Below are 24,995 nucleotides of genomic sequence, written 5' to 3' on the forward strand. Positions count from 1 at the left end.
CCGATCGATCGCGCCTGATCGCGAAAACGAAAGAGGCCGCCCGCAAGGACGGCCTCTCGCATTTTTTTAAGACGCGCTTCGATCCGCGCGACGCCGATCAGGACTCCTCGCCCTTCAGATGACCGACGTGCTTCTGGGTGTAGAGCTCAAGACCGATGCGCTTGATCAGGTCGAGCTGGGTCTCCAGGAAGTCGATGTGGTCTTCCTCGTCCTTCATCAGCTTCTCGAACAGGTCGCGGCTGACATAGTCCTTGACGCCGTGGCAGTAAGTCGCCGCTTCCTGGTAGAGCGTGCGGGCGCCGATCTCGGCGGCCAGGTCACACTCGATGATCTCCTTGACGTCCTGGCCGATCTTCAGCGGATCGAGCACCTGCAGGTTCGGGAAGCCGTCGAGAAACAGGATGCGGTCGACGAATTTGTCGGCGTGCTCCATCTCCTCGATGGATTCCTTGCGCCAGACCTTGGCCATCTCCAGGAGGCCCCAATTGTTGAGCATCCGGTAGTGCAGCCAGTACTGATTGATGGCGGTCAGTTCGCTGCGCAGCCCCTTGTTCAGATAATCGATGACCTTCGGGTCGCCTTGCATGATCCACTCCACCTGTCGTGGCCAAAACCGGCCAGCACTAAATTTAGAATGCTTCTAAATCAGATTACCGGAGAGAGCAACCCTTCGCGGAAGCAGCGCGTGGATAACCGAATTTGAGGGATTTGGCGGAGGCAGAGCGCTTCCAGCGGCGCGGCTGCCGGATCGCGTGAAGAAAGCGCGTAGAAACGGGAAAGCTTCGGTTCTGCGTCGATCAGAACCGAAAATGGCCTAGCAGGCCGCGAGCGCGAATTCGGCCGGCTCGGCGTCTTCGTTGGCGGCGTGCGGATGGCCGCTGTGGGGGCAGCCGGAGCAGCAGGCCTTGGCGCAGGGGCCGAGCGCCTCGTCGATGATCGCCTTGATGGTGCGCGCGCAGCGGCCGCATTCGGCACTGCAGCCGAGGCAGCCATACACCTGCTTGGCATTTCGAGTCACGGACCCGCCGCCATTGACGGCATTGCGGACATCGTGGTCGCTGAGGACGTTACAGGAACAGACAATCATCAGAAGAGGCGGGTCCAACGGGTGATGCTCGCCAATATGGATATTGTCGGCTCCCGCCGGATGCAAAAGGAAAAAGCTGTTCTTGTAGCAATTCCAAACTGATGCGGGATTCATATTGGAATGAATCTAAATCGATTGGCCCCGCGTTCGGGAATAAGAGACCCATCTGGGCCAATCCCGGCTTCCACCGCCGCAAGCACGGGTTCACTGCGGCTACGAGCTTGTGCGTTGCAAGATATGCCAAAAGCTGCAAGCATTTGGACGCGAATACGGCAGCGTCGTTCATTGATCATTCAAGCGGAATATGGAACCCTTAAGGGCGAGACAGATCGCCCACGCACGCTGTCCCTGCTCCCGTGAGAAAGGTGAGGTCATGAAGAAGACATTGCTGGCGCTTTGCGCCGCCGCCACTCTGGCGGTTTCGGCTGTGGCGGTGCCCGCCCCCGCCCAGGCACAACGCGGTGTCGCCGCTGGCGTCGCTGCGGGATTGATCGGTGGCGCCATCGTCGGTGGCGCGATCGCTTCGCAGAACGGCTACTATGGTCCGGGCTATGGCTACTACGCGCCCGGTCCGGCTTATGTCGCCGAGCCCGGTTACGGTCCCGATTGCTTCTGGCAGCGCCAGCGGTTCTGGGACGGCTACACCTGGCGCGTTCGCCGAGTCCGCGTTTGCGATTGATCGCCGTTCATCTCGATTAATTCGAACCAGATGTCCCGGAAAACCGACTGTTTCTCCGGGACGTCTGCTGTAGAAGGCCAGAAAAAACCGCTTTTCTGCGCGATGAGCCTGCGGACGTTTACTTTCGGTTGACTGTTCTGCGCTGTTTAGCAAGACAGCAGTTCGAGATCAGCGTGTGAGTCACCTAAAACCCGGCGCCGAGCCACGGCGCCACCACCTTCCAGGAGAGCCAAAGACATGAAGAAGACTTTAGCTGCCCTTGTCGCCGTTACCACGCTTGCCGGTTCGCTGGCGGTTGCTCCGGCTGCCAAGGCAGGTGACGGCGGGGCCATCGCGGCCGGCGTTGCCGGTGGCCTGATCGGCGGCGCCCTGCTCGGCGGCGCGATCGCAGGCGCCCGTCCGGCCCCGGTCTATGTTGCACCGGCCCCGGTTTACGTCGAAGAAGCTCCGTGCCGCTGGGTTCGTGAGCGCTTCTGGGACGGCTACGGCTGGCGCTTCCGCCGCGTCCAGGTTTGCGACTGATCGATCGACGCTGTCGGCATCACACTCGAAAAACCCGGCCTCACGGCCGGGTTTTTGTTTGCCTCCGCCCAATCAGGCTTGGCGGTCAGCGCTGCCCGTTCATCGCGCGCAGCACGGCCTCGCTCGGCCAGCAATCGACCTTCAGCCCGGCCTGCTTCTGATAGGCGCCGAGCGCGGCACGGGTCTGCATCCCGGCCTTGCCGTCGAGCTTGTCCTTGTAAAGACCGATCTTCGTGAGCTGCTGCTGCATCGCCTCGACGTCGGCAGAGCGCAGCTGCTTCGACGCCGACCATGGCGTCGCGAACGGCTGCGGGCTCGTCATGCGGTCGGCGAGATGGCCGACGAACAACACGTAGAGGTCGGAGAAATTGTACTCCTTGATCACGAAGTAGTTCGGCGTGGTCAGGAAGGCCGGGCCGTAGATGCCTTCAGGCTGCAGCAGCGAGGCCGATTGCGCCTGCTCGGTGGCGCTGAGCCTCGCGCCGCGCACCGGCACGAAGCCCGCGCGCAGCCACTGGCTGATCGGTTTTGTCACTTCGGGCACGCCCATCGTGCAATCGGCATTGGCGGGTGCCGTGACCTCGTAGGCCCAGCGCACGCCCGGCTGCCAGCCCTTGTTGACGAGTTGCTGCGCGGCGGAGGCGAGCGCGTCCGGCACCGAGTGCCAGATGTCCACCTTGCCGTCGCCGTCGAGGTCGACGCCGTGCTTGTAATATTCCGACGGCAGAAACTGGGTGTAGCCGGTCGCTCCGGCCCAGGATGAGCGCAGCTCCTTGCGCGTCACGGCGCCCTCACTGAGGATCTTCAGCGCGAGGATGAACTCGGTGCGGTACTGATCCTTGCGGCGGCCGACATAGGCCTGCGTCGCCACCACGCGCAGCGTGTCGTAGGGCAGCGAATAGCGGCCGTAGTCGGTCTCGCGGCCCCAGATCGCTAGCACGATGGTGGGAGGAACGCCGAACCGCTTCTCGATCGCATCGAGCGACGGACGATACTTCTGCAGCAGCCGCTGCCCCTCCGCAGCGAGCCGTGCGATCGAGGCCTCCTTGATGTAGTCGGCCGGCACCTGCACGAACTCTGCCTGCGCCGGCGCGCCGGTCTTGGGACGTCCGGGCAGGATCAGATCGGGCAGCTTGTAATCGGGCTCGAGGCCGCGTGTCTCGCGATCGAAGGTTTCGCGCGACACCCCGGCCGCCTCGGCCTCCGGCCACAGCGAGGCGATGAACCGGGTGAACGCGGCGTCGGCGGCGTATGCGGGCCGCTGCAGCGGCGCACACAGCAGCACCGCGCATGCGACGATGGTGGCTGGCCATTTCATGATCGATCTCACCTAGCGGAAACAGGCATTGCAACGTGGATTCGGCAATGTCAGAATTCAATTCTGGGTGGTAAGTTTTGCCATGCGCATATTTTTGTCATTTCCCTCCGAATTGGAATCGCAGGCTGACAACATCGCTCAGTCGCTGCGCAATTGCGACCATGACGTTTTCTTTTCGCACGACGATCTCCCGCCGGGCGACAGCTTCGATGCGCGTGTCGAAAAAGCCATCGAAAGCAGCGATTTTATGGTGTTCCTGATCAGCCCGGAATCCGTGACCAAGGGACGCTACACCTTGAGCGAGCTCGCCTTTGCCCGAGCCAGGTGGCCGAACCCGAGCAATCGTGTGCTGCCGGTGATGATGGCGCCGACCCCGCTCGACCGGGTCCCGGCCTATTTGAAGGCAGTCACGATCCTGGAGCCGCAGGGCAGTGCCGCCGCCGAGACGCGGGCCGCGGTGGACCGCATGCTCGCGGCCGAGCGCGCGCAGTCGGGCGGCCGATCCAGTTTGCCCTTCGTCGTGCTGGCACTTGCGTCCGCCATCACGTGCAGCCTGGTTACGACCTATGCGCTCAACGTCCTGCAATATTCGTTCGTCGTCTCAGACGCGGGCGGGATCACGATCCTGCCAGGGGTGATATTCGGCGCGGCGATCGCCGCCTGCAATGTCGTGTTCGGCGCCAAGGACCGGTTCCAGCTGGCGCTGGTGGTTGCAATCACGACGGCGGCATGGATCGCGGCCTATGATGCCAGCGCCGTCACGCTTCAGGCGCTCGGCCAGTACGCGAAGACCGTCCCGGTCGACGGCAACGCCGCAAGCCCGGCCCAGATCACCGAGACGCTCGGCAACAATCCGTTGATGGGTTATCTGATCGGCGGCATCGGCGGCGCGGTCGGCGGAGCGATCACCATTCTTGGCGTGCTCCTGACCAACCCCGCGTTCAGGCGGATCGACAGCGTCGTGGTGACCTGGATCGCAGCCATCGCCGCCGGAACCATTTACGGTGCAATCGTCAGGCTGCCGACCTTGCTCGGCTGGCTGGTGCTGTTCGGCGTCTGGCAGTCCGCATTCATCCTTGCCATGGCCCGCGGATTTCCGCGTGGCGCGGCGCAGATCCCCGAATGGCTCGGCAGATCCGCGCCGGCATTGTTCGGCCAGCGCGCGGCGCGGTGACGCCGCGCCAGCCATTATCAGTTGTTCCGGCTAGTGCCCACCCTGCTGCTTGGCGCCCTCGATCGAGTCGTTCGACAGCTTGTCGACGATGGCGATGCCGATCGCCGACAGGATGAACACGCAGTGGATGATGGTCTGCCACATCACGCCGGTCTCGGTGTAGGTGCCCTTGCCGGAAGACAACGCACCGGCCTCGATGAAGGTACGCAGCAGGTGGATCGAGGAGATGCCGATGATCGCCATCGCCAGCTTGATCTTCAGCACGCTGGCATTGACGTGGCTGAGCCATTCCGGCTCGTCCGGATGTCCCTGCAGATTGAGCCGCGACACGAAGGTCTCGTAGCCGCCGACGATCACCATCACCAGGAGGTTCGAGATCATCACGACGTCGATCAGGCCGAGCACCGCCAGCATGATCTGCTGCTCGCTGAAATCGAAGGCATGGGCGAACAGGTGCCACAGTTCCTTCAGGAACAGCACGACATAGACGCCCTGGGCGATGATCAGGCCGACATAGAGCGGCAATTGCAGCCAGCGCGATCCGAAGATCAGCATGGGAACGGGACGCAGCGACCGGCCCTTGGAGCGGGCGGGCGCGTCTGATAGTGCGGACATGTCGGGGTGCTCGCGGAATTGAGAATTGCGGAGCGCTCTATCTACGCAATCCCGCGCGCTTGAAAAGCGACAACTGGCCGCAGATTGCGCCGCGATGCCGTCATCATCTTGCAAAGAGGAACAGCCGAACGCGGCGCGATGGCCGCGTTCGGCTGATTTGACCGATCAGCGCGTCAGCTTCTTGTACTTCACGCGATGCGGAATGATGCTGTCCTGGCCGAGCCGGCGCATCTTGTCCTTTTCGTAATCCTGGAAGTTGCCCTCGAACCATTCGACATGGCTGTCGCCCTCGAAGGCCAGGATGTGGGTCGCGATGCGGTCGAGGAACCAGCGATCATGGCTGATGATGACGGCGCAACCGGCAAAATCCTCCAGCGCCTCTTCCAGCGCACGCAGCGTGTCGACGTCGAGGTCGTTGGTCGGCTCGTCGAGCAGCAGCACGTTGGCGCCCGACTTCAGCATCTTGGCGAGATGCACGCGGTTGCGTTCACCGCCCGACAGCGCGCCGACCTTCTTCTGCTGGTCGGCGCCCTTGAAGTTGAACGACGAGCAATAGCCGCGCGAGTTGACTTCCTTCTTGCCGAGCAGGATCAGCTCGTTGCCGCCGGAGATCTCCTCCCACACGGTCTTGTTGCCTTCGAGCGCGTCACGCGACTGGTCGACATAGCCGAGATGCACGGTCTCGCCGACCGTGATGACGCCCTTGTCAGGCTCCTCCTGCTTGGTGATCATCTTGAACAGCGTGGTCTTGCCGGCGCCGTTCGCGCCGATCACGCCGACGATGCCGCCGGGCGGCAGCTTGAAGGTGAGATCGTCGATCAACAAGCGATCGGCAAAGCCTTTGCTGAGGCCCTCGAAGTCGACGACGTTGGCGCCGAGCCGCTCGGCCACCGGGATGATGATCTGCGCGGTCTGGGTCTGCTTCTCGCTCGCCTTCTTGAGCAGATCCTCGTAACGCTGGTAGCGCGCCTTCGACTTGGCCTGGCGGGCCTTCGGCGAGGACGCCACCCATTCCTGCTCGCGGGCCAGCGTCTTCTGGTGCGCGGCGTCTTCGCGGCCCTCCTGCTCGAGCCGCTTCTGCTTCTGCACCAGCCAGGACGAGTAGTTGCCCTCGTAGGGAATGCCGCGGCCGCGGTCGAGCTCGAGGATCCAGCTCGTGACGTTGTCGAGGAAGTAGCGGTCGTGGGTCACGATCAGGATCGCGCCGGGATAGTTGCGCAGATGGCCTTCCAGCCATGACACCGACTCGGCGTCGAGATGGTTGGTCGGTTCGTCCAGCAGCAGCAATTCCGGCTGGTCGAGCAGCAGGCGGCACAGCGCGACGCGGCGACGTTCACCGCCCGACAGTTTCGTGACATCGGCTTCGTCGGGCGGGCAGCGCAGCGCGTCCATCGCCTGGTCGACCTTGCTGTCGAGATCCCACAGGCCCTGCGCCTCGATCTCGTCCTGCAGCTTGGTCATCTCGTCGGCGGTCTCGTCCGAGTAGTTGACGGCCAACTCATTGTAGCGGTCGAGGATCGCCTTCTGCTTGGCGACGCCCTGCATGACGTTCTCGCGGACCGAGAGCGTGGCATCGAGCTGCGGTTCCTGCTCGAGATAGCCGACGCGGGCGCCCTCGGCGACCCAGGCCTCGCCGTTATACTCCTTGTCGAGGCCGGCCATGATCTTGAGCAGCGTCGACTTGCCCGAGCCGTTGACGCCGAGCACGCCGATCTTGGCATCCGGATAGAAGCTCAGATGGATGTTATCGAGCACCTTGCGGGTCGGGTACGCCTTGGTCAGACCCTGCATGAAATAGATGATCTGGCGAGCCATCCGCTGTCCCTGGAATTGATCCGATTTGAAGGAAATTTTGCTGCCGCCGATGTAACGGCCGGCCCCCGAAAGCGCAACCGCGGGGCGGTCGTTTTCCATCCGTTCACCACGTTCCGTCCATTCGCCACGGGTGACTACGGGTTCGACACCATGTGCGCGCCGAATCACGACAATTGAAACTATCTTTTAATAAATCAGGCCAAAACTCGTCTCCAACGCCGAAAAACGGCGATTTTCGCGGCAGAACCGCGACCAAACAGTTGAGGCCACGTCATGGCTACCATCATTTCAGCACCTCTTTCGCGCTCCACGACCAAACGCGAGGCGACACTGCTCGCCGAAGTCAGCGCCTTCTGGCGGGCCTTCGTTGCCAAGGCTTTCAATCCCTACCGCCCGGAACTGCACTATATGCGCGGCCCCGGTCCGGCCTGCCGTGCCAAGCAGATGGCGCTGTCGCCGGCGGTCCGCTCGATGCTCGCCGACATCCGCACCGCGAAGACGCGCAAGCCATCCTGAGCCATCCGACAATCGCCGCTTTTTGAAACCGCGGCCGCTTGCGCGCCTGCCGATTGCGCGCGACCATCCGGGGCTCCCCGACGGTCGATTGTCCGCCGTCGCCTCACCCTGAATGGACCTTTCCGATGACGCGGCTCCGCTGTGCAATCCTCGACGACTATTTCAACATCGCGCTTTCGCTGGCCGATTGGCCGGCGATCGAGGATCGCGTCGAGGTCACCGTGTTCGACCAGCCGTTCGCGAGCGAGGCGGAAGCGGCGGCCAAGCTGAAGGATTTCGAGATCATCTGCGCGATGCGCGAGCGCACGCCGTTCCCGCGCAGCCTGTTCGACGCGTTGCCGAAGCTGAAGCTCCTGATCACGTCGGGCATGCGCAACGCCGCGATCGACATGGAAGCCGCCAAGGAGCGCAACGTGGTGCTGTGCGGCACCCAATATAGCCGCGATCCCACCGCGCCGCTGACCATGGGCCTGATCCTGGAATTGACCCGCGGCATCGGCCGCGAGAATGCGCGCATGCACGCCGGCGAGGCCTGGCAGAGCTTTGCCGGCACCGAGATCGAGGGCAAGACGCTCGGCGTCATCGGCCTCGGCAAGCTCGGCAGCAAGGTCGCCGGCATGGCCAAGGCGTTCGGCATGAACGTGATCGCCTGGAGCCCCAACCTGACGCCTGAGAAATGCAAGGAAGCCGGCGTCGGCTACGCCAGCAAGGACGAGCTGTTTGCGACATCGGACATCATCACTATCCATGTCGTGCTGAGCCCGCGCTCACGCGGGCTGGTCGGCGCCGCCGATCTCGCCCGCATGAAGCCATCGGCCTATCTCGTCAACACCGCGCGCGGGCCGATCGTCGACGAGGATGCCCTGCTTGCGGCACTGCGCGAGAAGAAGATCGCCGGCGCCGGCATCGACGTGTTCTCGGTCGAGCCGCTGCCGTCGGATCATCCGCTGCGCGAGCTCGACAACGTCGTGATCACGCCGCATCTCGGCTATGCGACACGCGAGAGCCTGCAGGCGCACTATCAGCAGATGGTCGCGTGCATCGACGCCTTCACCCAGGGCAGCGAGCCACCGCGACGGCTCGCCTGACCGCAGCATTGGCTTGCGGCACTTCGCTCGAAAACGCCTTATCCGAGCCAGCGGAATGCGCGTTCGAGCTCAGCGCGGCCGTTCCGATCGTACCAGCGCCCATGGGCAAGGATGATCCGCTCCGGGTCCCATTCGATCATGCAGGCGACGGCGGCCCGCAACGCGGCACGGTCGCGCGAGAACGTCAACCGCATGTCGCGCGGCGTGCTGCCGTCCGGATCGCGCACGCCGCCGATCCAGGTCAGCAACCGCATCAACGGCGAACGAATCCGGTCCGCTTCAAAGTTCTCGATCAGGTCCGTCAACAGCAACGTGCGTGACTTCAGATGGAAGAACACGGTTTCCGTCATGTAGCTGCCGGCAACCGGAAGCGTCGCGATCCATTCGTCCCAAGGATAGCCCGATCGCTGATCGAGCGGGTCGCCGCCTGGAACGGGCCGGTCGCCGGCCTGCTGCGCGATCTCGCGCGCGAGAAACACGCGCGCGCCGGGATAGGCCGCATGCCAGTCCGGGATCCACCAATAGTGCAGGCGGTTCGGCCCGATGATCCAGCTCGGCTCGCCGAGGCCCGCGATCTCGGCCTTGAGTTCATCCACCAGCGGGGTCGGCGAGTGGATGAAGAGCCGCGCCCCCGGCAGGCGAAGGATCGTTGCGCGCGTCGGGAACGGCATCCTGAGCCAGCGCGGGCCAAACCTGATCACGGGCCCATCGACGATCCACACGTCGTCCGCAACCGGCTTCGGCGTGTTCAGCGGCGGATAGGTCAGGCGGGATTCCTGCATCGCATTGCCTCACGGCGGCAACGTCAAGACCAGCCTTCTATTGCAACAAAAAAGGCGCGCTGTTCGCGCGCCTTTTTCAATGATCAATTTGCCGGCTGGCCTAGCGCACCGTGACCGGCGCGGGCAACGGCTGCACCGAGGTCGGCTGCGTGCCGGGCAGCGGCGCGGCCTGAGCAGGGGCCATCGGGTTGGGCGGCGGCGCGGCGGACGCCGTCGTCGTGCCCGGGGCTGCGCCGCCGGGCAGCACAACCACGCGGGTGCCGACCTTGGCGCGTTCAAACAGATCCGAGACGTCCTCGTTCAGCATGCCGATACAGCCCGACGAGACGAACTTGCCGATGGTCGACGGCTGGTTGGTGCCGTGAATACGGTACACGGTCGAGCCGAGATACATCGCGCGGGCGCCGAGCGGGTTGCCGGGTCCGCCGGCCATGAAGCGCGGCAGATAGGGCTGGCGTTCGATCATCTCCGTCGGCGGATGCCAATCCGGCCACTCGGCCTTGCGGGTGATCTTCTGCACCCCGGTCCAGGTGAAGCCGTCGCGGCCGACGCGGACGCCGTAGCGGATCGCCCGGCCATTGCCCAGAATGTAATAGAGGTAGGTGTTCGGCGTATCGACGACGATGGTGCCAGCCGGCTCCTTGGTCGCGAACGCCACTTCCTGGCGCCGCAGATTCGGTGCCAGTTGCGCCGGGCCGTCTTCCGGCTGCTCGTCCGCCGGCAGCGCTGCGATCTGCAGCGGCTTGCCATTGGCATCGACCGGCGCCTGCTGCTGCGGCACCGCTCCGGTTACGCCCTCGGGCGGACGCATGCCGCCGCGGTCGTCGCCATAGGACACGCCGGCAGCCGGAACGCCGTTGTCGCGATTGGCCTGCTGCGCGCCCGGACGATCGCCATAGATCACCGGCGGCGGCCCCATCGGCCGGCCATAACGCGGATCGTCCGGCGACATCACCGGACCGGTCGGCGCACCGCGGTCGGAATAGACCGGCTGGGAATTCATCGGACGGCCATAGCGCGGATCGTCCGGCGACATCACGGGACCCGACGGCGCACCACGATCGGAATAGACCGGCGCGTTCGTCGGGCGGCCATAGCGCGGGTCATCCGGCGACATCACCGGGCCGGGCGGCGGCAGCGCGGCCGAATTACGCGGCGCATCTTCATCGTCGAGCGAGTCGAAATCCGGCATGTTGCCCTGCGAGTAGGGCTGCGGCGCGGCCGAATAGGCCGGACCTTGGGGAACCGGATATCCCTGCTGCGCACGCGCAAGCGAGGTTCCCGCCAGGCCGAGAGCCGCGGCAGCGCAAATCGTCAGAATGCGGTTGATCATCATTGCTCTATTATAGTCCCCAAGCCACACCGGACTGTTAACGGCCCAATGCAGGAAGATAGCGGCGCATTCAAGACAAATCCGCGAAATCCGGGCCATTTCGGGCATTTGTGATTTGCCGTCAACGCTGCGGCAAAGATGTCTCATGGGTCGGGAATGTTTGTCCACCTGCCCGAAGTCATCAATCACCCGCATTTTGTAACAAACAGTCTCCAGGGGTTGCGATATCTTCGAATCGGCCTGATTCGCTCTCGCGACGCCGGCTCTCTTGTGTGGTCACCGCGTTCCCTCGACATCAAGGACCCTCCCGCAGAAGGGGGAACCCGCGCCCATGCTCCCCGGCCTTCGTTTCCTGTTCGCCGCGATCGTGCTGGCGACGTCGCTTCTGGTGTTCGGGTTAGGAGCAGCCGCGCTGTTTCGCGCGGCGCATGAGGAATTCGCCAGCATTCCGGCCCGCCGGGCCCCGCCCGAGCCGCAATTCGCGCAGCAACCCGAAACGCCGCCGGTGCTCGCCATGGTGCGGGTCGAGCCATCAGCCGCGGACAAGGCGACGGCCGACAGCCCCGCGCCTTCGACCCCGTCCGAGCCCGCGGCATCCGTGCCGGCCGCGCCTGCCGAAGCCTCGCCTCCCGCCGAACCGGAGAAGGTCGCCGCCGTGAAGGCGGATGACGCGCCGCCACCAGCGCCGAAGCTGGAAGCCCAGACGGTCGAAACGCCTGCACCAGCTCAGTCCGCTGAGGTCGCTCCGCAGCCTCCGGCCGCGGATCCGTCGCCGGCATCGCAGCCCGCGCCGGTTGCCACGGAAGCAGCACCGGCGCCAGCCGAGGCCAAGGTCGTGGCCGTGGCCGATCCGCCTGCCGCATCCGGCGAAGTCGTGCCCGTCGCACCGGCCCCCGCGGTGGCTGCGCCGGAGCCCGCACCGCCTCCGTCACCCGAGGCCATCGCGGCCGCGAGCAGGATCGCGACGCTGGGTGGACCTGACGTTGTCGTCGAAGCACCGCCCGCCGCGCCGAAGGCCACTGAAGCGAAGAAGCCGGAGCGCAACGCGACCAGCAAGCCGGCGCATCGCAAGCAGCGCCGGCGGATCGTGCGCACGCCGCCGGTGCGGCAGGCGGTTCAGCTCGATCCGTTCGGCAACCCCACCCTGGTGCCACTCACGCGGCGTTGATCCCGCAGCCTAGGCTGGTCCCGTCGCGATCGGCGGGCCGCTCGCCTGTCCCCATTCCGACCACGAGCCGTCATAGAGCGCGGTGTCGGTGACGCCGAGCCGGTAGAGCGCGAGCGTCAGCACGCCGGCCGAGACGCCCGAGCCGCAGCTGGTGACAACAGGCGCGTCGAGCTTGACGCCGGCACTGCTGAACGATTTGCGCAGATCGTCGAGCGGCTTCATCTCGCCGGTCGCGGCATCGAACAATTGGTTGTAGGGCACGTTGCGGGCGCCCGGGATGTGGCCCGCGCGAATGCCCGGCCGCGGCTCCGGCGCGCGGCCCTCGAAGCGTTCGGCGGCGCGCGCATCGATCACCTGCTCGGCGCGGCTTTCGACATTGGCGATCATCTGCTCGATGCTGCGCACCCGCTTCGGATCGTAGCTCGCCGTGAACGTCGCGGGCTTCGGCTTCACCTCGCCGCTCTCGACCGCCCTGCCCTCGGCGCGCCACTTCTTCAGGCCGCCGTTGAGAATCCGCACGTTGCGATGGCCGTAGGACAGGAACATCCACCAGGCGCGCGGCGCCGCGACCCAGCCGCCGGAATCATAGATCACCACCGTGTCGGCATTGCCGACGCCGAGACTGCCGATGTCGCGGCCGAACTGCTCGGCGCTCGGAAACATGTGCGGCAGCGGATTGGAATGATCGGACACCGCGTCGACGTCGAAGAACACGGCGCCGGGCAGATGCGCGGCGAGGTAGTCGTCCTTCGGCAGCGGCAGCACGCCGGGCAGCTTGAAGGTCGCGTCGAGCACCTTGACGTTGGCATCGCCGAGATGCGCAGCCAGCCATTCGGTCGAAACGAGCGGATCGTCGGTGGTCGTCATCTTACCTGTCTCTCCATCGTCATTGCCGGACTTGATCCGGCAATCCATCTTGCTTCGAAACGATGGACACGCGGATCAAACCCGCGTGTGACATCCTGCTCAGCCCATCTTCTTCGGCTCCCACGCCTCGATCGGACCGCCGGCCTCGCGCCAGGCGGCGAAGCCGCCGCCCATATGGGCGACCGGCTTCAGGCCCATGTCCTTCGCGGTCTTGGCCGCGAGCGCCGAGCGCAGGCCGCCGGCGCAGTGGAAGATGAACTTCTTGTCTTCCTGGAAGATCGGCTTGGCGTAGGGGCTGTTCGGATCGATCCAGAACTCGAGCATGCCGCGGGTGCAGGAGAATGCGCCGGGGATCTTGCCGTCGCGCTCGATCTCGCGAGGATCGCGGATGTCGACGATGACGACGTCGTTCTTGCCGATCAGCGTGATCGCATCGGCGGCGCTGATGGTCTCGATCTCGGCATTGGCCTCGTCGATCATCACCTTGATGCCGCGGTGGATGTTCTGGGGCATGGGGCTCTCCCTGGATGTTGTTGGCGCGCCCATCGGCGCGCGACGCCTTGTGCGTTTTAGCGCACCAACTCCCGCATCGCGTTCTCCAGACCTTCGATCGTGATCGGATACATGCGCTCGGAGAACAGGCGGCGGATGATCGTGGTCGATTCCGAATAGTCCCAGTGCTTCTGCGCCACCGGATTGAGCCACACCGCATGCGGATAGGTGCGGGTGATGCGGTCGAGCCAGACCGAGCCGGCCTCTTCGTTGACATGCTCGACCGAGCCGCCGGGCACCATGATCTCGTAGGGCGACATCGAGGCGTCGCCGACGAACACCACCTTGTAGTCGTGCGGGTACTTGTGCAGCACGTCCCAGGTCGGCGTGCGATCGGTGAAGCGCCGCTTGTTCTGCTTCCAGACGCCTTCATAGAGGCAGTTGTGGAAGTAGAAATATTCCATGTGCTTGAATTCGCTCTTGGCGGCCGAGAACAGCTCCTCGACCTGCTCGATATGCGAATCCATCGAGCCGCCGATATCGAAGAACACCAGCACCTTGACCGCGTTGCGCCGCTCGGGCCGCATGTGCACGTCGAGATAGCCGTGGTTGGCGGTCTCCTTGATCGTGGTGTCGAGATCGAGTTCGTCGGGCGCGCCGGTGCGCGCGAACTTGCGCAGCCGCCGCAGCGCGACCTTGATGTTGCGGATGCCGAGCTCGACATTGCCGTCGAGATCCTTGAACTCGCGCTTGTCCCACACCTTCACGGCGCGGTTGTTGCGGTTCTTCTCCTGGCCGATCCGCACGCCCTCGGGATTATAGCCGTGGGCGCCGAACGGCGAGGTGCCGGCGGTGCCGATCCACTTGCTGCCGCCCTGGTGACGGCCCTTCTGTTCCTCGAGACGCTTCTTCAAGGTCTCCATGAGCTTGTCCCAGCCCATGGCCTCGATCTGCTTCTTCTCTTCCTCGGTGAGATATTTCTCGGCGAGCTTCTTCAGCCACTCCTCGGGGATCTCGGCCTTGCCCATGGCGTCGAGCAGGCTCTCGAGCCCCTTGAACACGGTGCCGAACACCCGATCGAACTTGTCGAGATTGCGCTCGTCCTTCACCAGGGCGGCGCGCGACAAATAGTAGAAGTTCTCGACGGACTGTTCGGCGAGATCGGCGTCAAGCGCTTCCATCAAGGTCAGATATTCCCGTAGCGTCACGGGGACCTGGGCGTCGCGCAGCGATGTGAAGAACTGCAGGAACATATTTACTTAAATCGCCCGCCCTGCCGGTGCCGTCAAGGGCCCCTGCCCCGGTTGCGGCTGCGGATCAGCCATTCACTTTCACTTAACCACCCCGGCCAGCTTCGGCTCCCAGCGGCGAAACGTGACGTTAAGATGGGACGTTGATCACTGGAGGTAGCACGCCGCCCGTGGACCCGATCGACTTGCCCAACAGCCCTGCCAAGCTGCCGAAACTGTTCTCGCCGACGGCGATCGTCGCCGCCGTGGTGACGGCGATGAGCATATTCGTGCTCGGTCTGTTGATCTGGAAGGCGGTCGAGGCGCGCACCATGGCGCTTGCCCAGGGCGAGCGCGACATCCGCAACCTCACCCATTCGCTGGCAGAACACGCCTCGCATTCGGTCCAGGCGATCGATGTGGCCATGAACGCCATGGTCGACCTGCTGAAATACCAGAAGCCGCGCGTCGACCGCTTCAACGCGGCCCTGCGCAAGACCGCGGATGCGCTGCCGCAGATCCGGGAAATCGGCGTCATCGATCCCGACGGCAACCGGATCTACTCGTCGGCCGCGGAGCTGCCGGCCCACAACAATGCCGACCGCAGCTACTTCATTGCCCATCGCGACTCTCCGGATGCGACGTTGCATATCAGCGAGCCGTTGCAGTCGCGGCTGACCGGGCAACAGACCATCGTGCTGTCGCGGCGCGTCACCAGGGAAGACGGCAGCTTCGGCGGCGTGCTGTTCGCGACCATCGAAAGCAGCTACTTCGACAATTTCTACCAGGCCTTCAAATTCGGTCCGTACGCCGGAATTACCCTGCTTCGCCTCGACGGCATCGTTCTGGCGCATTGGCCGGCGGGCAAGTGGAACAAGGAGGTCTCTGCGGCCTTCAAGGCGCAGATCGAGCAGGACCGTACCGGCTATACCAAGACCACGTCGCCATTCGACGGCCGCGTCAAATATCTCGGCTTCGAGCGCGCGTCGCAATATCCGATCGTGGTCACCGTCGCGCTGCCGGAAGCCCAGGTGCTCGCCGCGTGGCATGAGGATCTGCGCAACGACCTGTTCGTCGCCGTGATCCTGATGGGAAGCGTGATCCTGTTCGCCATCCTGCTCGGCAAGGAGTTCGCCAAGCGGACCAGGGTCGCGCGGATGCTCAGGGAACGCGAGGCGCGCTACCGGCTGCTCGCCGACAACATCGCCGATGTCGTGATCCTCCTGGACCGCAACGGCCGCTTCCTGTTCGTGTCGCAGTCGGTCGAGACCATCCTCGGCCGCAAGCCGGACGACCTGATCGGCAAATCCTGCTTCGAGTTCGTGCATCCCGATCACCTCGCCGACGTCGCCAGGGCGACATCGGAATTGACCAACTGGACGACCACCAAGACCGTGGACTTCAAGACCTTCCGCGCCGACGGGACCGAGGTCTGGGTCGAGATCAACTTCAAGCTTGCCGGGCTCGCTGAGGACCATCATGCCGTCGAGGTCGTCGGCGTGCTGCGCGACGTGACCGAACGCCGCAAGATGGAGGACGAGCTCAACGCGCTGAACATCCGTCTGTCGGAGCTTGCGACGACCGATGGCCTGACCGCGCTCGCCAACCGCCGCAGCTTCGACAGCGCACTGCCGCGCGAATTCCGCGATCGCGAGCAGATCTCCCTCATCATGCTCGATATCGATCACTTCAAGGGTTTCAACGACACGCAGGGCCATCAGGCCGGCGACGAATGCCTGAGGCGCGTTGCCCGCGTGATCGCGGATGCGACCATCAACACCACGGCCATGGCGGCGCGGTACGGCGGCGAGGAATTCGCGATCATCCTGCCCGGTGTAGGCGAACAGGATGCACTGAAGGTCGCCGAAGCCATGCGCCTCACGGTGCGATCGCTGGCAATCGCCAATCCGGCCGCGCGGCGCGGCGTGGTCTCGATCAGCCTCGGGATCGCCAGCCGGTCGGCTGCGACCGCGAGCGAGAGCGAATTGCTCGGCCAGGCCGACCTTGCGCTCTACGAGGCGAAACGCTCGGGACGCGACCGCACGGTGCTGGCCTCGTCGCTCGCTGGTGACGATCATTCCGCAGGGCGGAAACAGTACGCCTGACATACTATGCGCCAATTGCCGTTCTATGCGCCAAGTGCCGTTCAGGGTACCGCTGCGCTGCGGAATCCGCCCTAGACCGCCCGGCTTTTTCAATTACAATTGCGCCTGACAAGACATTGGGCAGGACGTTTGAATGGGCATCATTGCGGCACTGGTGATCGGTGCGATTGCCGGCTGGCTCGCTGGGTTGATCGTGCGCGGCGCCGGTTTCGGGCTGATCGGCAACATGGTTGTCGGCATCATCGGCGCGCTGGTCGCAAGCTGGCTGTTGCCGCGCCTTGGCGTCGGCCTCGGCAGCAGCGCGATCCGCGACATCGTCAACGCGACCATCGGTGCCGTTGTCGTGCTGGTGATCCTGTCGCTGATCAGGCGCGCATGATCGAACAATTTGCATTTCCGATGGCCGCTGCGAGAGCGGTCGTTTCATGTTGAGGCCGAAGTTGAGAACCACGCGGCCAACGAACGAAGCAAGGCAAAGAGATAGATGAAATTCACGGGTACCAAGGACTACGTCGCCACCGATGACCTCAAGGTCGCCGTCAATGCCGCCATCGTGCTCGAGCGCCCGTTGCTGGTGAAGGGCGAGCCCGGCACCGGCAAGACCGTGCTGGCCGAGGAAGTCGCCAAGGCGATCGACGCGCCGCTTTTGACCTGGCACATCAAGTCGACCACCAAGGCGCAGCAGGGCCTCTACGAATACGACGCGGTGTCGCGCCTGCGCGACAGCCAGCTCGGCGACGCGCGCGTGTCCGACATCAAGAACTACATCAAGCGCGGCAAGCTGTGGGAGGCCTTCACCCACGAGAAGCGCCCGGTGCTCCTGATCGACGAGATCGACAAGGCCGACATCGAATTCCCCAACGACCTCTTGCTCGAACTCGACCGCATGGAGTTCCACGTCTACGAGACCGGCGAGACCATCAAGGCGAAGCTGCGCCCGATCGTGATGATCACGTCGAACAACGAGAAGGAACTGCCAGACGCGTTCCTGCGCCGCTGCTTCTTCCACTACATCAAGTTCCCCGACGCCGACACGATGAGCCAGATCGTCGACGTGCACTTCCCGGGCATCAAGAAGCGGCTGGTGGAAGAGGCGCTGCGGATCTTCTTCGAAGTCCGCGAGGTGCCGGGCCTGAAGAAGAAGCCCTCGACCTCGGAGCTGCTCGACTGGCTCAAGCTGCTGCTGAACGAGGACATCACGCCCGAGATGTTGCGCGAGCGCGATCCGCGCAAGCTGATCCCGCCGCTGCACGGCGCGCTGCTCAAGAACGAGCAGGACGTGCACCTGTTCGAGCGGCTGGCGTTCCTCAGCCGCCGCGAAGTCTAGTTCACGCCAACGCCGGGGCATTCGCTCCGGCGTTTTGCTGAACCGCTCCAACCAAGAAGAAGACCAGGGAAGATGAACGTCCAGACCCAAATCCGCGCCGCCGAGCCCGTCACGACAGAGCATTTCGACGTCCTGATCGCAGGCGCCGGCATCTCCGGCGTCGGCGCCGCCTACCACCTCACCACGCAATGCCCGGGCACCAGCTTCGTGGTGCTGGAGACGCAGAAGACCTTCGGCGGCACCTGGTCGACCCACCGCTATCCCGGCATCCGCTCCGACAGCGACCTGCACACCTTCGGCTATCGCTTCAAGCCGTGGACCAGCGCGCCGATTGCGAGCGCAGCCGAGATCCTGAAATACATGGGCGAGGTGATCGACGAGAACGATCTCGCCCGCCACATCCGCTATCGCCACACCATCACCGCGGCGGAGTGGTCGAACGAGACCAATCTCTGGACCATCGATGCTGTCCGCGTCGACACCGGCGAGCAGCTGCGCTTCACGACGAACTTCTTCTGGATGTGCCAGGGCTACTACCGCCACGACGCGGGCTATACGCCCGAATGGACCGACATGGCGAAGTTCAAGGGCACGGTCGTGCATCCGCAGACCTGGCCCGACGACCTCGACTACAAGGGCAAGCGCGTGGTCGTGATCGGCTCCGGCGCAACGGCTGCGACCCTGATCCCCGCGATGGCCAAGGACGCCGGCCATGTCACCATGCTGCAGCGTTCGCCAACCTATTTCCGCACCGGCCGCAACGCGATCGAGATCGCCGAGGAACTGCGCAGGCTGCAGGTCGACGAGGCCTGGATCCACGAGATCACCCGCCGCAAGATCCTGTTCGAGCAAGACGCCTTCACCCGCCGGACCTTCGCCGAGCCCGAGGGCGCCAAGAAGGACCTGCTGGCGGCGGTCGAGGCCGTCCTCGGCAAGGACTACGACATCGCCACCCACTTCACGCCGCGCTATCGGCCGTGGCGACAGCGCATCGCCTTCATTCCGGATGCCGACCTGTTCCACGCCATCAAGGGCGGCAAGGCCTCCGTCGTCACCGACGAGATCGAGCGCTTCACCGAGAAGGGCATCCTGCTCAAGTCCGGCAAGGAACTCGAGGCCGACATCATCATCACCGCGACCGGTTTCCACCTCTCCGCCAATGGCGGCATCGACTTCGCGATCGACGGCAAGCCGCTCGACTTCAAGGACACCGTGACCTATCGCGGCATGATGTTCACCGGCGTGCCGAACCTCGTCTGGGTGTTCGGCTACTTCCGCGCCAGCTGGACCTTGCGCGTCGATCTCGTCGCCGACTTCGTCTGCCGCATGCTCAAGCACATGAAGGAGACGGGCGCGAAGAAAGTGACGCCGGCGCTGCGCCCCGAAGACCACAACATGCCGCTGCTGCCGTGGATCGATCCGGAGAACTTCAACCCCGGCTACATGATGCGCGGCATGCATCTGCTGCCGAAGCGCGGCGACAAGCCGGAATGGCAGCACAACCAGGACTATTGGGCCGAGAAGGACGAATTCCCGGCGATCGACCTCAAGGACAAGGCGTTCGTCTACGGCTGAGTCCCTTCAGTTTCCCGTCATCCTGAGCTGCTAACGGTCACACACTCTCCGCTGTCGTCCCGGCGAAGGCCGGGACCCATACTCCGCGGCGGATATTGCCGACGGGATTCGTCATTCCACCGGCACATAACAATAACCATCGGTGGTTATGGGTCCCGGCCTTCGCCGGGACGACGCTGAACGGCTAGCGTCTTACGCATCAACTCTCTCACGCGTACTCCGGCAGCTTCGCAGCCGCCTCGGGCGTCTTGCCGCGGATCATGTCGGAGGCCTTGTCGGCGATCATCAGGGTCGAGGCGTTGAGATTGGCTGAGATCATCCGCGGCATGATCGAGGCGTCGATCACGCGCAGGCCCTCCATGCCATGGACCCGAAGCTGGTCGTCGACCACGGCCCAGGGCGCGTCGGCCGGGCCCATCCGGCAAGTGCAGCCGGGATGGAAGGTGGTGGTGCCGCGCTGGGTCGCGGCGGCGAGCAGCTCCTCGTCACTCATGACCTTCGGACCCGGAAAATCCTCATAGGCGAAGTACGGCTTGAGCGGCTCGGAGGCGAGCAGCCGGCGCGCCAGCTTCATGCCGGCGACGACGACGCGGCGGTCGATTTCCTCGGCGAGATAGTTGGTCTGGATGATGGGCGGCGCAAACGGATCGGCTGAACGAATGCGGACATAGCCGCGGCTCTCCGGCCGCTGCTGCCATGAGGCCACGGTCATGCCGGGCTCGTCCTCGAGCTGGCCCTGCACGCCTTCCTTGTAGCTCGCCGGCGTGAAGGTAAGCTGCAGGTCGGAGCTCTCGGTGGTCTCGCCGGAATGCCAGAAGCAGTAGACCATGGTCGGCGACAGCGAGAGCAGCCCGCGCCGCGTCGTCGCCCATTTGATCGCCTCGCCCCACAGGCTGAAGCCGCGGCGCAGCTCGTTGATGGTCCGGATGTTCTTGACGCGCGCCACCGAGCGCGGCGCGTAGTGATCCTGCAAGCCTTCACCGACACCCGGCAGCGCATGGCGCACCTCGATGCCGTGCGACCGCAACAGGTCGGGCGAACCGACGCCGGAGAGCTGCAACAGCTGCGGCGAGTTGTAGGCGCCGCCGGAGAGGATGACCTCCTTGGTGGCGCGGATCTCGAGCGGATCGCCGTGCTTGCCGCCGCGGTTGTAGCGCACGCCGACCGCGCGCTTGCCCTCGAAGATGATGCCGGTGACATGGGCATGGGTGCGCACATCGACATTCGGGCGCTTTCGCGCCGGATGCAGGAACGCGGTCGCGGCGCTGACGCGGCGGCCGTTCAGGATGGTGCGCTGGCAGTATGACACGCCCTCCTGGATCTGGCCGTTGTAGTCAGGATTGCGCGGAATGCCGAGGCTGACCGCGCCCGCCATGAAGGCCTCGCAGAGCGGGTCCTGCCAGTCCATCGTGGTGACGGTGAGATTGCCGTCGCGGCCGCGATAGGTGTCGTCGCCCTCGCCGATGCGGCGCTCCATGCGCCGGAAGTACGGCAGCACGTCGGGATAGCCCCAGCCGCGATTGCCGAGCTGCGCCCAGGTGTCGAAATCCTGGCGTTGCCCGCGGTTGTAGATGTGGCCGTTGATCGAGGATGAGCCGCCGAGCGTCTTGCCGCGCGGCGCGTAGATGCTGCGCCCGCCGGTGTAGGGACCCACCTCCTGCTGGTAGGCCCAGTTCACGCTCTTCATGTGGAAGGTCTTGATGAAGCCGGCCGGCAGATGGATGTAGGGATGCCAGTCGCTCGGCCCCGCCTCGAGCACGCACACCCGCGTGCCCGCGTCTTCACTCAACCGGTTGGTCAGCACGCTCCCGGCGGAGCCCGCGCCGATGATCACATAGTCGAACGTTTCCATCGTCTCGCTTCTGGCGCCGACCAAAGTGTCAGCGCGGCTTTTCGTTGAGTTGATAGTTGAGATGCGCCTTCACCGTCGGCCATTCGCTGGCGATGATGCTGTAAACCACGGTGTCGCGCAACGTACCGTTGGGCGCGATCTGATGGCTGCGCAGGATGCCGTCCTGCTTGGCACCCAGACGCTCGATACCGCGCCGGCTCTGGTGATTGAAGAAATGCGTGCGGAACTCGACCGCGATGCAATCGAGCTTCTCGAAGGCATGTTGCAGCAGCAGCAGTTTGCACTGCGTGTTGACCGCGCTGCGCTGCACACGCTTGGCGTACCAGGTCGAGCCGATCTCGACGCGGCGGTTCGGCGTGTCGACGTTCATGTAGGTCGTCATGCCCGAAATCCTGCCGTCGGCGTCGAACACCGTGAACGGCAGCATCGATCCGGCCGCTTGCAGGCCGAGCCGGCGGTCGATTTCCTTCGCCATGTTCTCCGGCTGCGGGATGGCGGTGTACCAGAGGTTCGACAGACCGCCGTCTTTCACCGCCTCGACGAGCCCGTCGCGATGATCGTGCGAAAGTGGTTCGAGCCGCGCATGCGCGCCGCGAAGGGTGACCGGTTCAAGCCAGGGCATTTTTATTCCTTTCCGTCATTGCGAGGAGCGAAGCGACGAAGCAATCCATTGCCTACGTATCCGCAGCTGCATGGATTGCTTCGCGGAGCCTGTCATCCGGCGGCGCTTCAGCCGACCGGGTGGCTCGCAATGACGTTCTTACGTCACTTGTTCAAGAAATTCAGCGGCAATCCCGGCCGCGACCAGTCCATCGCGATCAGCTCGCCCTTGCCGGACAGCGTGATGTAGGCGGTCTTCAGGTCGGGGCCACCGAACGCGATGTTGGTGGTGACGCGGTCGCCGGTCGGCACCTGCTCGACCAATGTGCCGTCGGGTGCGATCACCGAGATGCAGCCCGAGATCAGCGTCGCGACGCAGACATTGCCGCTCGCTTCCACCGCCAGCGAGTCGAACATCTGGTAGCCACCGAGGCCCGCGATCGGCTTGCCGCGCTCGCCGCGATAGATCACGTCGCGCGGCTTGATGGTGCCGGGCTCGGACACCTCATAAGCCCACAGCCGCGCGGTCGGCGTCTCGGCGATGTAGACGGTCTTTTCGTCCGGCGACAGGCCGATGCCGTTGGCCGGAAGGATGCCGTGCACGGCCTCGACGATCTCGTTCATGCCGGGCTTCAGATAATAGAATGCGCCGACATCCATCTCGCGGGCGCGGCGCTTGCCGAGGTCGGAGAACCACAGGCCGCCGTGCTTGTCGAACACCAGGTCGTTCGGGCCGCGCAGCTCATGCTCGCCGCACTTGGTGACGACAGTCTCGACCTTGCCGGATTGCAGGTCGACGCGCTGGATCGAGCCGCCGAGGTAGTCCTCCGGCTGCGGTCCCGGCATGATCATGTTGCGGGTCGGAATCCAGGAGAAGCCGCCATTGTTGCAGACGTACATCTTGCCGTCGGGGCCGAGCGCCGCGCCGTTCGGGCCGCCCGGCACCTTGGCGACGATCTCCTTGCGCCCGTCGGGATAGACCCGGGTCAGCCGCTGGCCGCGGATTTCGACCAGCACGACCGAACCGTCGGGCATGACCACGGGGCCTTCGGGAAACTCGAGATCGGTGGCGAGAACTCGGATATTGGCCATGGCATCCTCCCGGCTCATTGGCTGCAGGCGGATTTCGAACGGTCCCGCACGCGCAACGTTGTTGTTTCATCCTGTTATGGCAAACGGGGTTTGGCTTGCCAAGCAATCCGGGGCGCAACGCTGCCCGGCGTTGAGGTGGTGGGCAGCACCATGGCCACGTCCACAACGTCGTCCTGGCGAAGGCCAGGACCCGTAACCACCGCAGTTGGTGATGAATGGGATCGTTGCCCCAGCATCGCACAACAATGCTCATTTGGGGTAATGGGTCCGGCTTTCGCCAGGACGACACTAATTGTTTGGCACGACCCGCATCCACAACCGTCGTCCCTGCCTAATGCGCAACTGCGCACGGGAGCAGGGACCCATGACCACAGGGTTGTGTTGTTGAAGAGGGCTGCGGCCCCAGCGTCGCGCAACAATTGCCATTTGTGGTTATAGGTCCCGGCCTTCGCCGGGACGACACCTGAATTTGTTGCGCGGCCGTCGAGTCATAAATCCGCATTCTCGCGACATGAATTGCCCGAGCTTTGCTGAATTGCCCGTCGGGTTGTTTTGTCGCACCCCTCTCCGTCATCATCCCCTGGTGCGCAATGCGCACCGGGGAATGACGTAGAGAGAGAATGGACGTGCGCTAGCTCAGCGTGCCCGCATGCACCCACCAGCCGGGATGCGCGGCGCGGAGCTTTTCCCCGGCGGCCTGGGCATCAGCATCGGTTCCGAACACCGCAAAGCAGGTCGCGCCGGAGCCCGACATGCGGGCCAGGCGCACATCCTTGGTCGCGCGCAGCGCGGACAAGACATCGCTGATGGCGGGCTCGATGCGCGCGGCGGGGGCTTCGAGATCGTTGGTGCTGCGCGACAGCGCCGCGATCCAGTCGTCGACCGCGCGGCCGGCGTCCGGCCAGGACGACGCCTGCATCACGACATCGGTGGCGCCGATCAAGAGCTCGCCATGGCGCAGGCCGAGCGCATTGAAGACATCCTTGGTCGCAACCGGCACCCGCGGATTGACCAGCACGCACGGCATTGTCGGCAGGTCGAGCGGCAGCAGACCCTCGCCGACGCCGGTCATGTCGCAGGCGCGCGAGGCGACGCACACCGGCACGTCGGCGCCGGTCTGCAGCGCGACCTCCATGATCCTGCTGTCGTCGAGCGAGAGCTCGTTGAGCCGCGCCAGCAGCCGGAGCGCCGCCGCGGCATCCGCCGAGCCGCCGCCGATACCGGCCGCAACGGGCAGCACCTTCTCCAGCGTGAAGTGGCCGACCTCGAGGTCCGCGACGCGCTCGCCGAGCAGGCGCGCGGCCTTGAGCACCAGATTATCCGAGGTATCGCCGCAGGCATCGGCCAGCGGCCCCAGCATCGAGAGCGACAGCTCGGGCCCCGGCTCGAGCGTGAGACGATCGGCGCAATCGGCAAACGCGACGACGCTCTCCAGGTCGTGAAACCCATCGACGCGCCGCCCGACAACCTTCAGCGTCAGGTTGACCTTGGCACGCCCTTCTTCAATCAGCGCCGGCACGGCGATAAACCCCTAAAAACAAACATGTGCTGCGATTAGCGTAAATCGCCTCACGATCCTATCCCTTTGTTTGCACGGAAATTCCGGGATTTCGGGTGCCGCATCAGCCTGCCTTCACCTCTCCCGCTTGCGGGGGAGGTCGGATCGCATCGAACGATGCGATCCGGGTGGGGGCTCTACCCACGGAGGGAATCTCTTTGCGGAGACACCCCCACCCTAACCCTCCCCCGCAAGCGGGAG

The 24,995-nt window shown here is 64.5% G+C and carries 24 protein-coding genes; 10 read left to right on the top strand and 14 right to left on the bottom strand.

The genetic code is table 11. From position 1 onward, the window contains the following. Positions 1–97: 97 nt before the first annotated feature. Both bfr and CO675_RS16005 read right to left on the bottom strand, forming a co-directional pair. On the bottom strand, positions 98–586 hold the full coding sequence (bfr, locus tag CO675_RS16000; RefSeq protein ID WP_029084046.1) for a bacterioferritin: 489 nt from the start codon (positions 584–586) through the stop codon (positions 98–100). 228 nt (positions 587–814) lie between these two features. After that, the gene (locus tag CO675_RS16005; protein WP_016843730.1) at positions 815–1,087 is read right to left on the bottom strand and encodes a (2Fe-2S)-binding protein; all 273 of its coding nucleotides are present in this window, start codon (positions 1,085–1,087) and stop codon (positions 815–817) included. Between the two features lie 373 nt (positions 1,088–1,460). Between CO675_RS16005 and CO675_RS16010 the strand changes: the two genes are divergently transcribed. Next, positions 1,461–1,766: a hypothetical protein gene (locus CO675_RS16010; protein WP_050422015.1), complete on the top strand. Its 306-nt coding sequence runs from the start codon at positions 1,461–1,463 to the stop codon at positions 1,764–1,766. Positions 1,767–2,003: 237 nt separating this feature from the next. Then, positions 2,004–2,288, top strand: coding sequence for a hypothetical protein (locus tag CO675_RS16015; protein WP_021076076.1), 285 nt, complete (start codon positions 2,004–2,006; stop codon positions 2,286–2,288). A gap of 85 nt (positions 2,289–2,373) precedes the next feature. On the opposite strand, the gene CO675_RS16020 is transcribed toward CO675_RS16015, so the two are convergent. Then, entirely contained in the window at positions 2,374–3,606 is a 1,233-nt protein-coding gene (locus tag CO675_RS16020; protein ID WP_097672858.1) for a lytic murein transglycosylase, read from the bottom strand. Positions 3,607–3,688: 82 nt separating this feature from the next. On the opposite strand from CO675_RS16020, the gene CO675_RS16025 reads away from it, so the two are divergent. Beyond that, entirely contained in the window at positions 3,689–4,780 is a 1,092-nt protein-coding gene (locus CO675_RS16025; protein ID WP_097672859.1) for a toll/interleukin-1 receptor domain-containing protein, read from the top strand. A 30-nt stretch (positions 4,781–4,810) separates the two neighbouring features. Here CO675_RS16025 and CO675_RS16030 read toward each other — a convergent pair whose 3' ends face one another. Together CO675_RS16030 and ettA are read right to left on the bottom strand one after the other, a co-directional pair. After that, positions 4,811–5,395, bottom strand: coding sequence for a TIGR00645 family protein (locus CO675_RS16030; RefSeq protein WP_097672860.1), 585 nt, complete (start codon positions 5,393–5,395; stop codon positions 4,811–4,813). A gap of 165 nt (positions 5,396–5,560) precedes the next feature. Continuing rightward, positions 5,561–7,210 carry an energy-dependent translational throttle protein EttA gene (gene ettA, locus CO675_RS16035; RefSeq protein WP_097673001.1) on the bottom strand — a complete coding sequence of 550 codons (1,650 nt, stop codon included), beginning with the start codon at positions 7,208–7,210 and terminating at the stop codon, positions 5,561–5,563. 273 nt (positions 7,211–7,483) lie between these two features. Between ettA and CO675_RS16040 the strand changes: the two genes are divergently transcribed. Both CO675_RS16040 and CO675_RS16045 read left to right on the top strand, forming a co-directional pair. Continuing rightward, positions 7,484–7,726 (top strand): hypothetical protein, encoded by a 243-nt coding sequence (locus CO675_RS16040; RefSeq protein ID WP_097672861.1) that lies wholly within the window; start codon positions 7,484–7,486, stop codon positions 7,724–7,726. 125 nt (positions 7,727–7,851) lie between these two features. After that, positions 7,852–8,814 (top strand): D-2-hydroxyacid dehydrogenase family protein, encoded by a 963-nt coding sequence (locus CO675_RS16045; protein WP_097672862.1) that lies wholly within the window; start codon positions 7,852–7,854, stop codon positions 8,812–8,814. A 38-nt stretch (positions 8,815–8,852) separates the two neighbouring features. Here the strand turns inward: CO675_RS16045 and CO675_RS16050 are convergent, their stop codons facing one another. Then, complete coding sequence (locus CO675_RS16050) at positions 8,853–9,596, bottom strand: DUF4336 domain-containing protein (RefSeq protein ID WP_097672863.1); 744 nt, start codon at positions 9,594–9,596, stop codon at positions 8,853–8,855. 100 nt (positions 9,597–9,696) lie between these two features. Further along, entirely contained in the window at positions 9,697–10,932 is a 1,236-nt protein-coding gene (locus CO675_RS16055; protein ID WP_097672864.1) for a L,D-transpeptidase family protein, read from the bottom strand. A gap of 328 nt (positions 10,933–11,260) precedes the next feature. On the opposite strand from CO675_RS16055, the gene CO675_RS16060 reads away from it, so the two are divergent. After that, positions 11,261–12,097 carry a hypothetical protein gene (locus CO675_RS16060; protein WP_097672865.1) on the top strand — a complete coding sequence of 279 codons (837 nt, stop codon included), beginning with the start codon at positions 11,261–11,263 and terminating at the stop codon, positions 12,095–12,097. 9 nt (positions 12,098–12,106) lie between these two features. Here CO675_RS16060 and sseA read toward each other — a convergent pair whose 3' ends face one another. From sseA to CO675_RS16075, 3 genes are all read right to left on the bottom strand, one after another. After that, positions 12,107–12,964 carry a 3-mercaptopyruvate sulfurtransferase gene (gene sseA, locus CO675_RS16065; RefSeq protein ID WP_097673002.1) on the bottom strand — a complete coding sequence of 286 codons (858 nt, stop codon included), beginning with the start codon at positions 12,962–12,964 and terminating at the stop codon, positions 12,107–12,109. Positions 12,965–13,063: 99 nt separating this feature from the next. Then, complete coding sequence (locus tag CO675_RS16070; RefSeq protein ID WP_097672866.1) at positions 13,064–13,477, bottom strand: rhodanese-like domain-containing protein; 414 nt, start codon at positions 13,475–13,477, stop codon at positions 13,064–13,066. A gap of 56 nt (positions 13,478–13,533) precedes the next feature. Next, positions 13,534–14,709 carry a vWA domain-containing protein gene (locus CO675_RS16075; protein ID WP_097672867.1) on the bottom strand — a complete coding sequence of 392 codons (1,176 nt, stop codon included), beginning with the start codon at positions 14,707–14,709 and terminating at the stop codon, positions 13,534–13,536. A gap of 182 nt (positions 14,710–14,891) precedes the next feature. Between CO675_RS16075 and CO675_RS16080 the strand changes: the two genes are divergently transcribed. The 4 genes from CO675_RS16080 (at position 14,892) to CO675_RS16095 (ending at position 19,692) form a co-directional block, all read left to right on the top strand. Continuing rightward, entirely contained in the window at positions 14,892–16,790 is a 1,899-nt protein-coding gene (locus CO675_RS16080; protein WP_245452776.1) for a diguanylate cyclase, read from the top strand. A gap of 133 nt (positions 16,791–16,923) precedes the next feature. After that, a complete protein-coding gene (locus tag CO675_RS16085; RefSeq protein ID WP_097672869.1) occupies positions 16,924–17,169 on the top strand; it encodes a GlsB/YeaQ/YmgE family stress response membrane protein in 246 nt (81 codons plus the stop codon). Between the two features lie 105 nt (positions 17,170–17,274). Next, positions 17,275–18,117 carry an AAA family ATPase gene (locus CO675_RS16090; RefSeq protein ID WP_021076064.1) on the top strand — a complete coding sequence of 281 codons (843 nt, stop codon included), beginning with the start codon at positions 17,275–17,277 and terminating at the stop codon, positions 18,115–18,117. Between the two features lie 72 nt (positions 18,118–18,189). Then, a complete protein-coding gene (locus CO675_RS16095; protein ID WP_097672870.1) occupies positions 18,190–19,692 on the top strand; it encodes a flavin-containing monooxygenase in 1,503 nt (500 codons plus the stop codon). A 208-nt stretch (positions 19,693–19,900) separates the two neighbouring features. Here CO675_RS16095 and CO675_RS16100 read toward each other — a convergent pair whose 3' ends face one another. From CO675_RS16100 to CO675_RS16115, 4 genes are all read right to left on the bottom strand, one after another. Beyond that, complete coding sequence (locus CO675_RS16100; RefSeq protein WP_097673003.1) at positions 19,901–21,544, bottom strand: GMC family oxidoreductase; 1,644 nt, start codon at positions 21,542–21,544, stop codon at positions 19,901–19,903. Positions 21,545–21,572: 28 nt separating this feature from the next. Continuing rightward, the gene (locus tag CO675_RS16105) at positions 21,573–22,166 is read right to left on the bottom strand and encodes a GNAT family N-acetyltransferase (protein WP_097672871.1); all 594 of its coding nucleotides are present in this window, start codon (positions 22,164–22,166) and stop codon (positions 21,573–21,575) included. Between the two features lie 143 nt (positions 22,167–22,309). Next, positions 22,310–23,236 (bottom strand): SMP-30/gluconolactonase/LRE family protein, encoded by a 927-nt coding sequence (locus tag CO675_RS16110; protein ID WP_097673004.1) that lies wholly within the window; start codon positions 23,234–23,236, stop codon positions 22,310–22,312. A gap of 631 nt (positions 23,237–23,867) precedes the next feature. Then, on the bottom strand, positions 23,868–24,755 hold the full coding sequence (locus CO675_RS16115) for a 4-(cytidine 5'-diphospho)-2-C-methyl-D-erythritol kinase (RefSeq protein ID WP_097672872.1): 888 nt from the start codon (positions 24,753–24,755) through the stop codon (positions 23,868–23,870). Positions 24,756–24,995 lie beyond the last annotated feature (240 nt).

The sequence above is a fragment of the Bradyrhizobium sp. C9 genome, from assembly GCF_002532045.1.
GTDB lineage: Bacteria > Pseudomonadota > Alphaproteobacteria > Rhizobiales > Xanthobacteraceae > Bradyrhizobium.

Excerpts from the sequence above, each read along its gene's own strand:
- CO675_RS16025 (WP_097672859.1), top strand. The coding sequence starts at position 3,689 with ATGCGCATATTTTTGTCATTTCCCTCCGAATTGGAATCGCAGGCTGAC.
- CO675_RS16005 (WP_016843730.1), bottom strand. The coding sequence starts at position 1,087 with ATGATTGTCTGTTCCTGTAACGTCCTCAGCGACCACGATGTCCGCAAT.
- CO675_RS16030 (WP_097672860.1), bottom strand. The coding sequence starts at position 5,395 with ATGTCCGCACTATCAGACGCGCCCGCCCGCTCCAAGGGCCGGTCGCTG.
- CO675_RS16085 (WP_097672869.1), top strand. The coding sequence starts at position 16,924 with ATGGGCATCATTGCGGCACTGGTGATCGGTGCGATTGCCGGCTGGCTC.
- CO675_RS16105 (WP_097672871.1), bottom strand. The coding sequence starts at position 22,166 with ATGCCCTGGCTTGAACCGGTCACCCTTCGCGGCGCGCATGCGCGGCTC.
- CO675_RS16045 (WP_097672862.1), top strand. The coding sequence starts at position 7,852 with ATGACGCGGCTCCGCTGTGCAATCCTCGACGACTATTTCAACATCGCG.
- CO675_RS16095 (WP_097672870.1), top strand. The coding sequence starts at position 18,190 with ATGAACGTCCAGACCCAAATCCGCGCCGCCGAGCCCGTCACGACAGAG.
- CO675_RS16075 (WP_097672867.1), bottom strand. The coding sequence starts at position 14,709 with ATGTTCCTGCAGTTCTTCACATCGCTGCGCGACGCCCAGGTCCCCGTG.
- ettA (WP_097673001.1), bottom strand. The coding sequence starts at position 7,210 with ATGGCTCGCCAGATCATCTATTTCATGCAGGGTCTGACCAAGGCGTAC.
- CO675_RS16090 (WP_021076064.1), top strand. The coding sequence starts at position 17,275 with ATGAAATTCACGGGTACCAAGGACTACGTCGCCACCGATGACCTCAAG.
- CO675_RS16010 (WP_050422015.1), top strand. The coding sequence starts at position 1,461 with ATGAAGAAGACATTGCTGGCGCTTTGCGCCGCCGCCACTCTGGCGGTT.
- CO675_RS16055 (WP_097672864.1), bottom strand. The coding sequence starts at position 10,932 with ATGATGATCAACCGCATTCTGACGATTTGCGCTGCCGCGGCTCTCGGC.
- CO675_RS16015 (WP_021076076.1), top strand. The coding sequence starts at position 2,004 with ATGAAGAAGACTTTAGCTGCCCTTGTCGCCGTTACCACGCTTGCCGGT.
- CO675_RS16020 (WP_097672858.1), bottom strand. The coding sequence starts at position 3,606 with ATGAAATGGCCAGCCACCATCGTCGCATGCGCGGTGCTGCTGTGTGCG.
- bfr (WP_029084046.1), bottom strand. The coding sequence starts at position 586 with ATGCAAGGCGACCCGAAGGTCATCGATTATCTGAACAAGGGGCTGCGC.
- CO675_RS16100 (WP_097673003.1), bottom strand. The coding sequence starts at position 21,544 with ATGGAAACGTTCGACTATGTGATCATCGGCGCGGGCTCCGCCGGGAGC.
- CO675_RS16040 (WP_097672861.1), top strand. The coding sequence starts at position 7,484 with ATGGCTACCATCATTTCAGCACCTCTTTCGCGCTCCACGACCAAACGC.
- sseA (WP_097673002.1), bottom strand. The coding sequence starts at position 12,964 with ATGACGACCACCGACGATCCGCTCGTTTCGACCGAATGGCTGGCTGCG.
- CO675_RS16060 (WP_097672865.1), top strand. The coding sequence starts at position 11,261 with ATGCTCCCCGGCCTTCGTTTCCTGTTCGCCGCGATCGTGCTGGCGACG.
- CO675_RS16110 (WP_097673004.1), bottom strand. The coding sequence starts at position 23,236 with ATGGCCAATATCCGAGTTCTCGCCACCGATCTCGAGTTTCCCGAAGGC.
- CO675_RS16050 (WP_097672863.1), bottom strand. The coding sequence starts at position 9,596 with ATGCAGGAATCCCGCCTGACCTATCCGCCGCTGAACACGCCGAAGCCG.
- CO675_RS16070 (WP_097672866.1), bottom strand. The coding sequence starts at position 13,477 with ATGCCCCAGAACATCCACCGCGGCATCAAGGTGATGATCGACGAGGCC.